This is a genomic window from Occallatibacter sp. (genome assembly GCF_049510455.1).
Classification (GTDB): Bacteria; Acidobacteriota; Terriglobia; order Terriglobales; family Acidobacteriaceae; genus Telmatobacter.
Genome location: NZ_JBEKYX010000006.1, coordinates 41128 through 54208, shown reverse-complemented (window position 1 = coordinate 54208; position 13081 = coordinate 41128). Strand labels below are relative to the sequence as shown.

Below are 13081 nucleotides of genomic sequence, written 5' to 3'. Positions count from 1 at the left end.
CTAAGTAGGATAATAAAAAGGTCGGCCGGGCCAGACTCCCACCGCAAACGGCCATAGGAGAAATATCATGTCGCAGTCGAACGGATCCAAATGCCCTTTTTCGGGCGGCATTATTGCGCAAACAACATTTACCGGGCAGGCCAATGACGAGTGGTGGCCGAATCAGCTGAACCTGAACATTCTGCATCAGCGCTCTTCGCTGTCCAATCCCATGGGAGAGTATTTCGATTACGCCGAGGAGTTCAAGACTCTCGATCTCGATGCCGTTGTTGCGGACCTGCATGCGCTCATGACGGATTCGCAGAGCTGGTGGCCGGCTGATTTCGGGCACTATGGGCCGTTCTTCATCCGCATGGCGTGGCACTCTGCCGGTACGTACCGCATTTATGACGGACGCGGCGGCGGCGGACGTGGTTCGCAGCGCTTTGCGCCGCTGAATAGCTGGCCTGACAACGTGAGCCTGGATAAGGCGCGCAGGCTGCTCTGGCCCATCAAGCAGAAGTACGGCCGCAAGCTCTCCTGGGCCGACCTGCTGATCCTCACCGGCAACGTGGCGCTGGACTCGATGGGCTTCAAGACATTCGGGTTCGCAGGCGGACGCGAGGATATATGGGAGCCGGAGATTGACGTGGACTGGGGTCCGGAACGGACGTGGCTGGGCGATGAGCGCTACAAGGGCGATCGCCAGCTTGATAATCCGCTGGGCGCGGTGCAGATGGGCTTGATTTACGTGAACCCCGAGGGCCCGAACGGCAATCCCGATCCCGTGGCTTCAGCGCGCGACATTCGCGAGACCTTTGCCCGCATGGCCATGAACGATGAAGAGACCGTGGCGCTGATTGCCGGCGGCCATACCTTTGGCAAGACTCATGGCGCGGCGCCGGCCGACAACGTGGGCCTTGAGCCGGAGGCCGCGTCGATTGAGTCGCAGGGCCTGGGCTGGGCGAACAAGTTCGGCACCGGCGTTGGCAAGGACGCGATCACCAGCGGTCTTGAAGTGATCTGGACCTCCACGCCGACCAAGTGGAACAGCGATTTCTTTGACAACCTCTTCAGCTACGAGTGGGAGTTGACCAAGAGTCCCGCGGGCGCCAACCAGTGGCAGCCGAAGGGCAACGTCGATCTCACAGACATGGTGCCGGATCCCTTTGACCCATCGAAGAAGCGCCTGCCAACCATGCTGACCACGGATCTTGCGCTGCGTTTTGATCCTGAGTACGAGAAGATCTCACGCCGCTTCAAAGAGAATCCGCATGAGTTTGCCGAGGCTTTTGCAAAGGCATGGTTCAAGCTGACGCATCGCGACATGGGTCCTCGCTCGCGCTACCTGGGCAAGCTGACTCCGGAAGAAGTGTTGATCTGGCAGGACCCGATTCCCGTGGTGGATCATGAACTGGTCAACGACGAAGATTTCGAGGCGCTGAAAGAGAAGGTGCTGAATTCCGGGCTATCCATCTCCCAGCTTGTCAGTACGGCATGGGCTTCCGCATCCACCTTCCGTGGCGGCGACAAGCGCGGCGGCGCAAATGGCGCGCGCGTTCGCCTGGTTCCGCAGAAGGACTGGGAAGTGAACCAGCCTGTGGAACTGGCGAAGGTTCTCGGCGTTCTGGAAGGCATTCAGAAGGAGTTTCACGAGACGCACGCAGGCACGAGCAAGAAAATCTCCATTGCTGACCTGATTGTGCTGGCGGGTACAGCGGCCATTGAGGCTGCCGCGGAGAAGGCCGGCTACGAAATAGAGCTGCCCTTTGCGCCGGGACGCACCGATGCTTCGCAGGATCAGACCGACGTGGCTTCGTTCGCGCCGCTTGAGCCGAAGGCTGACGGGTTCCGCAATTACATCGTCAAGGGCGGCGAAAAATATGCTGCCAATCTGCTCATCGACAAGGCGCAGTTGCTGACGTTGACTGCTCCCGAGATGACGGTATTGATTGGCGGCCTGCGCGTGCTGGGCGTCAACTACGGCAAGACCGACTACGGCGTCTTCACCAAGAACCCTGGGACTTTGACCAACGACTTCTTCGTCAACCTGCTCGACATGAACACCAAGTGGCAGACGTCCGCAACCGAGGGCGTGCTGGAAGGCCATGATCGTTCAACCGGCGAACTGAAGTGGAAGGCTACTGTGGCGGACCTTGTTTTCGGTTCGAACTCACAGCTTCGCGCTCTGGCCGAGGTTTACGGATCGAGCGATTCCCAGGAGAAGTTTATTGAGGACTTTTCCGCAGCGTGGACCAAGGTGATGGATCTGGATCGCTTTGATCTGGCTCCGGAAGACTTTGAGCATGAGGCAGAGGACGAGCCTGTGGCTGCGCAGTAAGCTGGTAGTAAGACAACATGAGGGCCGGAACGCGAAGAGCGCTCCGGCCCTTTCTTTTCGTATAGATTTTCTGGCGCAGCATCTATCATGAATATTGCATCAATAATCGATAATTGCATCAAAATGGAAATTGATGAATAATCGATGCATGGCAGTTGCTTCATCCAGAACGCGCACCACGATCACGCTCGACAGCGATGCATACGAAATTGCATCCCACTATGCCAAGGCCAATGACATGAGTCTCGGCAAGGCATTGAGCAACTTGACTCGCGAAGCTGTGTCCATGCCCAGGCGCTCACCCGTTATTCGAGTCATGAAGGACGGTTTGCCGTCTCTTCCATCCCGCGGTATACGGATCACTTCAGAATTGGTGAAGAGCATTCTGGAGGAAGAGTTTGAGTAAGGGCGGCTACCTTCTCGATGTCAATCTTCTGTTCGCATTGCTCAGTCCGGATCATATTCATTACAAGCTCGCGCGGAAATGGCTGGTCTCCACGGAGCAGTCGTGGGGAACCTGCGCTTTTAGCGAGGCTGGCTATATGCGGTTAGCGACGCACTCCCGTGCAGGCGGTCACTCATTCGAAGTGGCTGAGATGGCGCTGCGATCGCTGATCCAGCATCCGCGATTCCGGTTCTGGCCAATCACGAAGGGATGGTCTGCCATGAGTACCAAGCTCTCAAGCCGCGTATACGGCCATCAACAGATTACGGATGTCTATCTTCTCGGGCTTGCCATTCAAGAAAATGGCACCTTGGCCACGCTCGACAAGGGAATTCGCCACCTGGCCGGCGAACAGTACGCGAAGCATGTGCTGATTCTTGAATAGCTATTCATGGCCGCTGCGCAAATGAAGAAAAGCGTAGTGTCTCAGATTTGATTATTAAAAGCATCTCTCAGGGGCTAAAGGCCGGAGGTTTTGTAGCTTTTTCGGCACGGCTCAACAGGTTGCGGAAAAAGGCAGGCTTGGTGAACAAACATTCGCAGGGCCTAAAGGCCAGACTCATTTTGCGATAGTTACGGCACGAGTAAACTTGTGCCATGTTACAAAGCGTGTCCGATTTGAGTTTTTCCGCAAGCTGTAAAGTCGTGCCCTGTTACAAAGCAATTGCAAACTGAGACATTGCCCAGAAAAGACTTGTCTTTTCTGGTTTTGCTCCAGCGTGATACAACTGCCGCATGGCAAAGGGGAAAAGCGTCGTGACCGAGGCGAAGTCCGCCGGGAACGGCACAGCAGAGCCGGGCCACATCAATCTTCGTATGCTGGCCGAGCACCTTGGCCTTTCGCAGACCACCGTCTCGCTGGTGCTGAATAACTCGCCGTCAGCGCGGTCGATTCCCGATGAGACCCGCGAGCGCGTCCGCAAGGCCGCGCGTGAGCTGAACTACCGGCCGAATTATTTTGCGCGTTCGCTGCGCCAGAGCCGCTCCATGAGCGTGGGAGTGCTGGCTCCCGATCTTAGCGAAGGCTACTTTACCCGCGTTATGAGCGGCGTGGTGGCGGAACTGACCGCCGCGCATTATTTTTACTTCACTGCCTGCCATGACTGGAACAAGGAGTTGATCGAGCAGTATCCGCGCATGCTGGTGGAGCGCGCCGTGGACGGCTTTCTGCTGCTCAACACGCCGGCGGAAGCCATTCAGGTTCCCGTGCCAGTGGTCGCTATCTCGGCGCACTCGTCGGGGCAGAATATCACTAACATTGTTCTCGATCACGAATCCGCCGCCAAGCAGGCACTGACGCATCTGTACGAACTGGGGCATCGCGACATCGCTTTCATGCGCGGCCCTCGCGCCATTCCGGATTCGGAGTTCCGCTGGGAGAGTATTCAGAAGGTGGCGCGCGTCATGGGGCTGAAAATCGATCCAGCGCATGTGGTTCGCATGGATGCCGAGGGGTGGTCAATGAAGGCGGGTCAACACACGATGGCGCCGGAGATCGGCTACCGGCCCATGAAGGCGCTGCTTGAAAGAAGCCGCGACTTTACCGCCATCTTCTGCTTTAACGACATTGCTGCGATCGGAGCTATTCGCGCGCTCAAAGATGCGGGTTTGGGAGTGCCGGAAGATGTCTCCGTGGTGGGCTTCGACGATATTCAGTCGGCGGCATTTTCGACGCCATCGCTGACTACGGTGCGCCAGCCGCTTACGGAGATGGGACGGCGCGGCGCACAGTTGCTGCTTGAGCGCATTGCGCATAAGGACCGGGAGCACGCCGTGGAGATTATCATGGCTCCAGAGCTCATTGTGCGCGAGTCCACGGGAGCCGCGAAGAAGTAATCTCTTCGCAGCGTCTTATCCGCAGTAGTTCTGGAACCAGCGGCTGATGTACACCTGCGCGTGCGCCTCGCCGCAATAATGCCGCGCGCCAGGAGACGTCGCTGCATCGTTCGACCAGCGGTACACCGTCAGATGCGAGCTGTTGCAGTCGATAATCACCCATCGGACAGGGTTATCGCTCTCGGTGCCGCAGATGTCACATCGGAATATCGTATCGATCATTCGGATAAACCTCCACGGCGCGGATAAGCCTCCACGGCGGATGGATTTCTGATTTCTCGCCCTACTCTAACATCTGCAGGTTCAGCGGTGATGCAATCATGCAATCGAGGCAGCGGATTCCTTCCAGCGCGCGCTTGAGTGCCGATGGCTTGCATGGCTCCACAGTCACGACGAAGGGCAGGCCGTGAGCCGGGTAGCCGGCTTTTTGCGCAATGGCGCGAATGTTGATCCGCTCGCGGGCCAGCCCCGCGGTGATCTCAGCCACAATGCCGGGGCGGTCATTGACCAGAAAGCGAATATAGTGCGCTGTCTCAAGCTCCCCGGCGATATGCGCCTTCTCCGTGGGAAGCTGCACGCGCCGCGATCCGGCAGCGAGCGAAAGCAGGTCGCTGACGACGGCCACTGCCGTGGGATGGCCGCCCGCTCCGTGGCCTGAGAAGACTACGTCGCCGCCGTACTTGCCGCTCAGCACAACCATGTTCTCTGTTCCGCGCGACCAGGCCAGAGGAGAGCGCAGACCAACGAGAGTGGGCCCGACGCTGGCAGCCAATATGCCGTTTGCCTTGTCCGCGCGCGCAATCTGGCGGATGGTGCAGCCAAGCTCGCGCGCATAGGCGAAGTCGATGGCTGAGACCTCTGTGATGGCTGAGGGAACAATCTGCTCCGGATCGACCTCCACACGCAAGGCCAGCCGCATCAGGATGGACAGCTTGGCGCGAGCATCAAAACCGCCCACGTCTTCTGTCGGGTCGGCTTCTGCATAGCCTTTGGCCTGTGCGTCTTTCAACACGTCTGCGTACTCCGCGCCTTCTTCCATTTTGCTCAGGATGAAGTTGCATGTGCCGTTCAGAATGCCTTCCACGCGCTCAATGCTGTCGCCTGCCAGCCCCTGCTCAATGCCGGGAATGACGGGGACGCCGCCTGCAACAGCGGCTCCGTACTTGAGGTGCCCACCCTTTGCCGCGGCCAGCCGTTCAAGCTCCGCACCATGAAAGGCGATGAGCTTTTTATTGGCTGTCACAACGGACTTGCCTGCTTCGAGAGCCTTGCGCACCCACGCGCCTGCCGGGTCAAGGCCACCTGCCAGCTCCACGATCACATCGGCATCGGAAGCCAGCACAGCCTCGGCATCTTCGCTCCACGTCACGCTCTCCGGCACCCATGCCGCTTTTTTGCGCGCCACGTTGCGATTGAAGACATGCGTCAACTGAAGCTGCCGCGGCTGAGACTCCGCAAGGATGCGCGCCACGGAGCTGCCAACGGTTCCGAAACCGAAGATGGCAATGCGGAGAGGCCGTGTGGATTCGGCAGGGAGAGGCGTAGCGGAAAGGACTTCAGTCACTGCGGATTCCTTGGATGCGAAGGTATGGAATGCTATGCGACGATGATACCTGAGTCCTTGTGTGTCTTCAGTCAATTTGCTCGCCGTGCCCATAGGCGCGTAGTAATATGAGAGAACCGATGCGCCGCGCACTCTCCATACTGCTCGTAACGATCTTTGGCTTTGCGTCCTTTGCGCCGCTGGTCCAGAGCAGTCATGTGTCGCGCCTGCCTATATGCTGCAGGCGAAGCGGAGCGCATCATTGTGCATCTATGGGCGAGATGCCGGAGGATGCTGCGGCCCGGATTGTTGCGGCAAGCTCCGCGACAAACTCTGGATATGCGGCAACCATCGGCGCGCTCTCGCATTGTCCTCTTTATCCCGGCGCGCTCCACGCCACGCTCACATCGTTTTTTGCGCCTGCGCCACAGCATGTTGTTCCTGCCGCGTCGCAGATCGCTGAGCGCATCTACGCTTTCTCCGCTGTTTACCTGAATTCTTCTTGCTTTGGCGCACACGCCGTGCGCGGACCTCCCGCTGCTGTTCTCGCCTGACACAAGAAAAACAACGAGAACTGTACAGAACATCTGGGAGACTTTTCACTTATGCGAGCTCTTGGCCTGCTCGCCGCTGCATTCATTTGCGCGGCTATTCCTGCTTTTGCTTCCGTCTTTGCCGTGGTGCGCGGCGTAGTGCATGACTCACAGCACAGACCTGTCGCCGGCGCTGCGATCACGCTGCACGCTACAAGCTCAGACTTCGCACTGCACGCCGTTTCCGGGCAGGATGGCGCATTCACGCTGCCGCAAGCGCCCATTGGCGTCTATCGGCTTGAGGTGGCGGCTCCAGGCTTCGCAACGTGGAGCGAGCCGGTCACGCTTGCTTCCGGAACCAATCCCGCCGTGCATGTTGAACTGGCTGTTCATGCGGCGACAGAGAGCGTGGTGGTGCAGGGAAGCGCGGACTCCGCCGCGGACACAGCGACGCCTGCCACGCTCATCACGCACGCCCAGATTGACGAGACCCCCGGCGCGAGCCGCACGCTGAGCATGGCCATGATTACCGAGTACGTGCCGGGCGCCTACATGACGCATGACATGCTGCACATGCGCGGCGGCCACCAGACGAGCTGGCTCATTGATGGCGTGGCGATTCCGAACACCAAGATTGCCTCCAACGTTGGCCCGCAGATCGATCCCGGCGATATCGATTCACTTGAAACACAGCGCGGCAGTTACTCCGCCGACGTGGGCGACCGTACCTACGGCGTCTTCAACGTGCTGCCACGCAATGGGTTCGAGCGCAATCGCGAGGCTGAAGCGCTTGTCTCCGGCGGCAATCTGGGCAGCGGGGAAGCGCAGCTTTCCTTTGGCGATCACTCCGATAAGACCGCGTGGTACGTCAGCGGAACAGGCTCGCGAGCGAACTACGGCCTGGCCACGCCTGTGTCGCAGATTCTGCATGATTCTTCAAACTCGCAGAGCGGCCTGGTCTCGGTGATTCGCAATCAAACAACGAAAGACCAGCTTCGTATTGACGGCCAGTACCGGCAGGATTTTTTTCAGATTCCCTACGACCCCAATCCGGACGACTATGAATGCGTGTCCAACTACTACTGCTCCTCGGGGCTGCGTGACGGGCAAACGGAACGCGACACTTTCGCGATCGCAAACTGGGTGCATACCATCTCGCCGAAGGCGCTCTTCAGCCTCGCACCCTTCTATCACTTCAACCAGGCGAACTACGATTCTCCTTTGACGGATACTCCCGCTGCGACAACGTGGCATCAGACCTCGAATTACGCAGGCGGGCAGGGCGATGCGCATGCGGAGGCCGGGCCGAATGTCTTCTCCGGCGGGTTCTACAGTTTCTATCAGGCGGAGAACGATCTCTTCGGTGTGACAGACAATGCAGCCACGCCTTCCACCGTTTTTCCTAACACTTCCTCGCAAGCTAACGCCGGTTTGGTGGAGTTTTATGTTGCTGACCATCTGCGCCTTGGCAAGTATGTCACGCTGCTCGGTGGTGAGCGGTTTTCCATTTACCGCGCCGGCCTGAACGAGACGGCTATATACCCGCGCATTGGAGCGACCATCATGGTGCCGCGCCTGAACTGGGTCTTTCGCGGTTTCTACGGACACTTCTTTCAGCCCGCGCCGGTGCAGACGGTCTCAAGCTCCGTGCTGAACTATGCGGGCACTCTGCCCAGCGGCCAAAATACCTTTACTCCGCTGCCTTCCGAGCGCGATGAGGAGCATCAGTTCGGCGTGCAGATTCCGTTGCGCGGATGGATTCTCGATATCGATACCTTCAAGAACCGCGTCAACAACTTTCTCGATCACGCAAACCTCGGCGAGTCGAATATGTATTTCCCGATTGCCGTGAATGGCGCACTGGTCCGAGCGTGGGAGATGACGCTGCGCTCGCCGGCGACGACGCGCTGGGGGCAGTTCCACCTGACCTATTCCAACCAGATTGCCGAGCAGCGGGGCAATATCATCGGCGGATTCACCTGCACGCTGCCTAACGATCCCGCCTGCGACCTCGGCCCTAATTACATCCCCGTAGACCACGACCAGCGGCAAACGCTCAACGCAGGCTTCACGGCGCAGTTACCGCTCAAGACGTGGTTTTCAAGCAATGTCTATTACGGATCAGGTTTCTCGAATGGCCTCGCCGGTTCTGGCCAGGGGCCGTATCAGGGTCCGTATCTGCCGGTACACACAACCTTCGATGTGTCTGCGGGCCACAGCTTTGGCGAGCGCTGGAGGGCGGCAGTGAATGTTGTCAACGTGACGAATCATCGCGTGCTGCTCGACAACTCCATCACCATCGGCGGCTTTCACTATAACGATCCGCGCATGATCTCCGCGGAGCTGCGTTACCGCTTTCACTTTTGAAGGGTGGAACTAAGCGGACTCGACGGCAAAGAGGCCGGGGAGCACCGCTCCGGCGTTGCCTTCCACAATTGTGTCGAAGGCATCTGCGTTCAGCGGGCGCTCCGGGCCAATGTAGATGGTCTTTGCGCCGGCTTCACGTGCCCAGTGAACAAAGTTTGCCGCAGGATAGACAGAACCCGATGTGCCGATAACGAACATCAGCGTGGAGCGGTTCATCTCTTGCTGAATGCGGCGCATCTCCAGCGGCATCTCACCGAAGAAGACGATGTGCGGACGCAGCCGCGCTCCGCAGACGCAATGGCCGACTTCGCTCAGACTTGCATATACGGCGCGGTCTTCGATTGGAGGGGCACCGCAATCTTCTGTGCAGCGGGATTTCGCCAGCTCACCATGCATGTGCACCAGCCGATGAGAACCGGCGCGCTCATGCAGGTCATCCACATTTTGCGTGCCGAGAAAGAATCGCTCTTCTCCCTGTGAATTGAGTTGGGCTTCGAGTTCCGCAAGAGCTTTGTGCGCCGCGTTCGGTTCAGCTTTGGCGCAATCGGCGCGGCGCCTGGAATAAAACTCCCACACCAGCGCGGGATTTTCTTCCAGAGCCTCCGGCGTGCATATCTCTTCCACGCGATGTCCGGCCCACAGCCCATCCGATGCGCGAAAGGTCGGCAAGCCGCTCTCCGCGCTGATGCCTGCGCCGGTGAGGACAAAGACGCGGTCGTTCGATTGTATGGAAATCGCAGGCATACTGTGTCTTTCCGATCCCTGATCTCTGATCCCTGCCTTCAAGGTTCCAGCAGAATTTTGCCCGTTGTCTTGCGGCTCTCCATGTCGGCATGCGCTTTTGGCGCATCTTCCAGTGAATACAGATGCTCCATGCGTACCTTCAACTCGCCGTTTGCGGCCCACTTCAGCACATCGCCCGCCCGCCACTCCAGCTCTTCGCACGTGGCGATGTAATGCCACAGCGTGGGCCGCGTGAGAAACAGCGATCCCTTGGTGCTGAGCTGTATCAAATCGAATGGCGGCACCGCGCCGCTCGATCCGCCAAAGAGCGCAAGCATTCCGCGCGGACGCAGGCAGTTCAAGCTGCCTTCAAATGTCGTTTTGCCCACGGAGTCGTAAACCACATCCACACCGCGCCCACCGGTGATGCGCTTAAGCTCTTCGACGAAGTCTTTTTCTGTATAGAGAATTACTTCCGAAGCGCCCGCCTCGCGAGAAACTGCAGCTTTTTCCGCAGTGGAGACAGTCGTAATGACCCTTGCCCCGATGCGTACAGCCATCTGCGTAAGCAGCAACCCTGTTCCGCCAGCACCGGCATGAATCAGTGCCGTCTCACCGGCTTTCAGCGGCCACGTGGAATGGGCCAGGTAATGCGCCGTCATGCCCTGCAGCATCACTGACGCGGCCTGTTCCGGCGACAGTGCTTCCGGCACCTTCACAAGCTGCGCGGCGGGGACCAGCGCGTATTCCGCATAGCTGCCCATCACGGAAACCGAGACGACGGCCTCTCCCACAGCAAAGCCCGATACGCCGGGACCAAGCTCTTCAATGACTCCCGCAGCCTCACTGCCCGGCGTCATGGGCAGAGTGGCCTTGTATTGCCCACGGCGAAAGTAGGCTTCAATGAAGTTAACGCCGATGGCCTCAATGCGGAGAAGCACCTGCCCAGGACCGGGCTGTGGAATCGGCAGCTCCGCAAGCTCCAGCATCTCCGGCCCACCCGTTGCACGAATCTGAATGGCTTTCATATAAGGCCAAGGATGCAACGGCGGGGTGGGAAGATGCAAGAGGCGCGATCACAGGCTGGCTTTTTCGGCAATGCCGCGAGCAACGAAGCAAAGCCGGGCAAAAACGCGCGCTTGAAAAAGATCATCCGTACCGGCATCGCTGAAAATCTCAGGCAATTCACGAACGAGGAGGATGTAGGTACGCATCATTTCCGGTACCCCTGGTTGCGGGCCTGGAAGCACAAATGCATTACAGAGTTCGCGCATTATGCCCTTCACTGTACCACCATGAATATTGGGGTCAGTTCCTTTGAGGTCGCTAAGGGATTTGTCCACCCTGCGGTTTCGCGATTCAAAGACAAACCAGGTATGCTGGCCCGGATTCATTCTCTCCCACGTAACAGTCATGCCCAGTTCAAAGGGCATGTTGAAGCGTGGGGTTGAACAAGGAGGGTTACGGTCAATCTCAACCCGCGAGAGATCGTGAATCGAATATCGACAGCTTTTGATGAGATCACGATTCGATTAAGCCGGCTTTCGCCTCCGGGTATGCCAAGGGTAGCTCGCGGTTCAAGGCCAAGCTGCGTAAGGCCGACGATGTATGCAAGATACAAGCGGCGAAAACGGAAGTCGTACGGGATATTAAGAAAGACCGAGTTGGGTTTAGGTGGTGAAATGGGCAAGTTAGCGCAACCTTAGCGCGCGGATTTGAGGGCTGCGCTCTTTGACTTTTGCGTGCGGGCCACAACAGACTTGCGCTGACTGGTCACACTCGGTTTTGTAGTGCGATTGACGATTCGAAGTAGAGATTTCTGTTCCTTCTTGCTCAAACCAAGATCCTTGCCGAACTCTTCCAGAGTCGGAATGGGAGCCGTAATAGTGACTGAATGCGCCATGTTTTTATTGTATTGGCAATGTCAAGTATTCATTCACGGTTTTTAGCAGTTCGCGCACCTTCAGCAGACCAGTTTGGTGCGGTTCAGCTTGATGCCGTCCAGCCGGCCCAGCAGCGTCACCGCAATGCGCTCGGGATCGAAGAGCTGCTGCCCCATGCGCTGCACCTGCTCGGCCTGCACGGCTTCCACGCGCGCAATAATCTCGTCGCTTGAGAAGAAGTGCCCGAAATAAATCTCCTGCCGCGCCAGGTTTGCCATGCGGGAGTTGGAGCTTTCAAGGCCCATCAGGATATTGCCTTTGAGCTGGTCCTTGGCGCGCGTCAGCTCTTCCGCGCTCAGCGGCTCCTGTTTCAGCTTGGCAAACTCCGCCATGATCAGGTCGATGCACTCCAGCGCCTTGCCCGCAGAAGTTCCGGCATAGACGCAAAACGCGCCTGTATCGCGATAAGGCGTCATGTCGGAGTAAACCGAGTAAGCCATGCCGCGCTCTTCGCGGATGGTCTGGAAGAGCCGCGAGCTCATGCCGCCGCCGAGCACCGTATTCAGAATCAGCGTGGCGAAGCGGCTCTCATCCGCCACAGGCGGCGAAGGCACACCGAGACAGATCTGCACCTGCTCCAGCGACTTCTTGTTCTTGAGCAGAATACGCGCGCCCGATAGCGGCGCGGGCAACTCCGTCAGCGGCTGGCCGGGATGCAGTCCCGCAAACTTGTCCGTGATTGCCTGCACAAACTCATCGTGATGCAGATTACCTGCCGCGGAGAAGACCATGTTTCCTGCATGGAAGCGGCCGAAGTGATAGTCCAGCAACCGTTGCTGGTCGAGACGAGCCACAGTGGCTGTGGTGCCCAGGATCGGTTTGCCGAGCGGATGATCTTTCCAGAAGTTCTGCGTGAACAGCTCGTGGACAAGGATGTCCGGGTTATCCTCGTCAATCTTGATCTCTTCAAGAATCACGCCGCGTTCGCGCTCAATGTCGCTCGAAGCGAAGACCGGATTCAACACCAGGTCCGAGAGCACATCGAGCGCAATCGGCACATGGTCGGCCAGCGATTTTACGTTGAAGCAGATCATTTCCTTGCCGGTAAAGGCATCCAGATTGCCGCCGATCGAGTCCATCTCGCGCGCAATGTGCTGCGCGGAGCGGCTGCGGGTGCCTTTAAAAACCATGTGTTCCACAAAGTGCGAGATCCCGTTGATCTCAGCTTCTTCGGCTCGGGAGCCGGATTTGATCCAAACTCCCATTGCTACGGAGCGCAGATGCTCCATGCGTTCAGTGAGAACAATCAATCCATTCGGGAGTACGGTGCGGCGAAGATTACGTTCAATCATCATGTCGTACCTTTATTCTAAAAGACAGGGGGAGCAAAGGGGCCGATTGGGCGTAAGTTGCTGAGTATCGGCTATTTGG

Annotated in this window: 12 protein-coding genes; 6 read left to right on the top strand and 6 right to left on the bottom strand. The window is 58.1% G+C overall.

Features of this window, described 5'->3' with window-relative positions:
- Nucleotides 1–67: 67 nt before the first annotated feature.
- The 4 genes from katG (at nucleotide 68) to ABSG47_RS02130 (ending at nucleotide 4601) form a co-directional block, all read left to right on the top strand.
- A complete protein-coding gene (gene katG, locus ABSG47_RS02145) occupies nucleotides 68–2320 on the top strand; it encodes a catalase/peroxidase HPI (RefSeq protein WP_424165775.1) in 2253 nt (750 codons plus the stop codon).
- Nucleotides 2321–2468: 148 nt separating this feature from the next.
- The gene (locus ABSG47_RS02140) at nucleotides 2469–2726 is read left to right on the top strand and encodes a hypothetical protein (RefSeq protein WP_424165772.1); all 258 of its coding nucleotides are present in this window, start codon (nucleotides 2469–2471) and stop codon (nucleotides 2724–2726) included.
- Complete coding sequence (locus tag ABSG47_RS02135) at nucleotides 2719–3150, top strand: TA system VapC family ribonuclease toxin (protein WP_424165769.1); 432 nt, start codon at nucleotides 2719–2721, stop codon at nucleotides 3148–3150. The genes ABSG47_RS02140 and ABSG47_RS02135 overlap by 8 nt, the downstream gene beginning before the upstream one ends.
- A gap of 350 nt (nucleotides 3151–3500) precedes the next feature.
- Nucleotides 3501–4601, top strand: coding sequence for a LacI family DNA-binding transcriptional regulator (locus ABSG47_RS02130; RefSeq protein ID WP_424165766.1), 1101 nt, complete (start codon nucleotides 3501–3503; stop codon nucleotides 4599–4601).
- 15 nt (nucleotides 4602–4616) lie between these two features.
- Here the strand turns inward: ABSG47_RS02130 and ABSG47_RS02125 are convergent, their stop codons facing one another.
- Complete coding sequence (locus ABSG47_RS02125; RefSeq protein ID WP_424165763.1) at nucleotides 4617–4823, bottom strand: hypothetical protein; 207 nt, start codon at nucleotides 4821–4823, stop codon at nucleotides 4617–4619.
- A 61-nt stretch (nucleotides 4824–4884) separates the two neighbouring features.
- Nucleotides 4885–6165 carry a homoserine dehydrogenase gene (locus ABSG47_RS02120; RefSeq protein ID WP_424165760.1) on the bottom strand — a complete coding sequence of 427 codons (1281 nt, stop codon included), beginning with the start codon at nucleotides 6163–6165 and terminating at the stop codon, nucleotides 4885–4887.
- Between the two features lie 119 nt (nucleotides 6166–6284).
- Between ABSG47_RS02120 and ABSG47_RS02115 the strand changes: the two genes are divergently transcribed.
- Together ABSG47_RS02115 and ABSG47_RS02110 are read left to right on the top strand one after the other, a co-directional pair.
- Entirely contained in the window at nucleotides 6285–6698 is a 414-nt protein-coding gene (locus tag ABSG47_RS02115; protein WP_424165757.1) for a hypothetical protein, read from the top strand.
- A gap of 51 nt (nucleotides 6699–6749) precedes the next feature.
- Nucleotides 6750–9044: a TonB-dependent receptor gene (locus ABSG47_RS02110; protein ID WP_424165755.1), complete on the top strand. Its 2295-nt coding sequence runs from the start codon at nucleotides 6750–6752 to the stop codon at nucleotides 9042–9044.
- Nucleotides 9045–9053: 9 nt separating this feature from the next.
- On the opposite strand, the gene ABSG47_RS02105 is transcribed toward ABSG47_RS02110, so the two are convergent.
- From ABSG47_RS02105 to ABSG47_RS02090, 4 genes are all read right to left on the bottom strand, one after another.
- Nucleotides 9054–9788 carry an SIR2 family NAD-dependent protein deacylase gene (locus ABSG47_RS02105; protein WP_424165752.1) on the bottom strand — a complete coding sequence of 245 codons (735 nt, stop codon included), beginning with the start codon at nucleotides 9786–9788 and terminating at the stop codon, nucleotides 9054–9056.
- Between the two features lie 38 nt (nucleotides 9789–9826).
- Nucleotides 9827–10795, bottom strand: coding sequence for a quinone oxidoreductase family protein (locus ABSG47_RS02100; protein ID WP_424165749.1), 969 nt, complete (start codon nucleotides 10793–10795; stop codon nucleotides 9827–9829).
- A gap of 48 nt (nucleotides 10796–10843) precedes the next feature.
- Nucleotides 10844–11161, bottom strand: a complete 318-nt coding sequence (locus tag ABSG47_RS02095; protein WP_424165746.1) for a hypothetical protein — start codon at nucleotides 11159–11161, stop codon at nucleotides 10844–10846.
- 569 nt (nucleotides 11162–11730) lie between these two features.
- On the bottom strand, nucleotides 11731–13005 hold the full coding sequence (locus tag ABSG47_RS02090; RefSeq protein ID WP_424165743.1) for a M16 family metallopeptidase: 1275 nt from the start codon (nucleotides 13003–13005) through the stop codon (nucleotides 11731–11733).
- Nucleotides 13006–13081: the final 76 nt, after the last annotated feature.

Excerpts from the sequence above, each read along its gene's own strand:
- ABSG47_RS02125 (WP_424165763.1), bottom strand. The coding sequence starts at position 4,823 with ATGATCGATACGATATTCCGATGTGACATCTGCGGCACCGAGAGCGAT.
- ABSG47_RS02140 (WP_424165772.1), top strand. The coding sequence starts at position 2,469 with ATGGCAGTTGCTTCATCCAGAACGCGCACCACGATCACGCTCGACAGC.
- katG (WP_424165775.1), top strand. The coding sequence starts at position 68 with ATGTCGCAGTCGAACGGATCCAAATGCCCTTTTTCGGGCGGCATTATT.
- ABSG47_RS02090 (WP_424165743.1), bottom strand. The coding sequence starts at position 13,005 with ATGATGATTGAACGTAATCTTCGCCGCACCGTACTCCCGAATGGATTG.
- ABSG47_RS02130 (WP_424165766.1), top strand. The coding sequence starts at position 3,501 with ATGGCAAAGGGGAAAAGCGTCGTGACCGAGGCGAAGTCCGCCGGGAAC.
- ABSG47_RS02095 (WP_424165746.1), bottom strand. The coding sequence starts at position 11,161 with ATGAATCCGGGCCAGCATACCTGGTTTGTCTTTGAATCGCGAAACCGC.
- ABSG47_RS02105 (WP_424165752.1), bottom strand. The coding sequence starts at position 9,788 with ATGCCTGCGATTTCCATACAATCGAACGACCGCGTCTTTGTCCTCACC.
- ABSG47_RS02115 (WP_424165757.1), top strand. The coding sequence starts at position 6,285 with ATGCGCCGCGCACTCTCCATACTGCTCGTAACGATCTTTGGCTTTGCG.
- ABSG47_RS02110 (WP_424165755.1), top strand. The coding sequence starts at position 6,750 with ATGCGAGCTCTTGGCCTGCTCGCCGCTGCATTCATTTGCGCGGCTATT.
- ABSG47_RS02100 (WP_424165749.1), bottom strand. The coding sequence starts at position 10,795 with ATGAAAGCCATTCAGATTCGTGCAACGGGTGGGCCGGAGATGCTGGAG.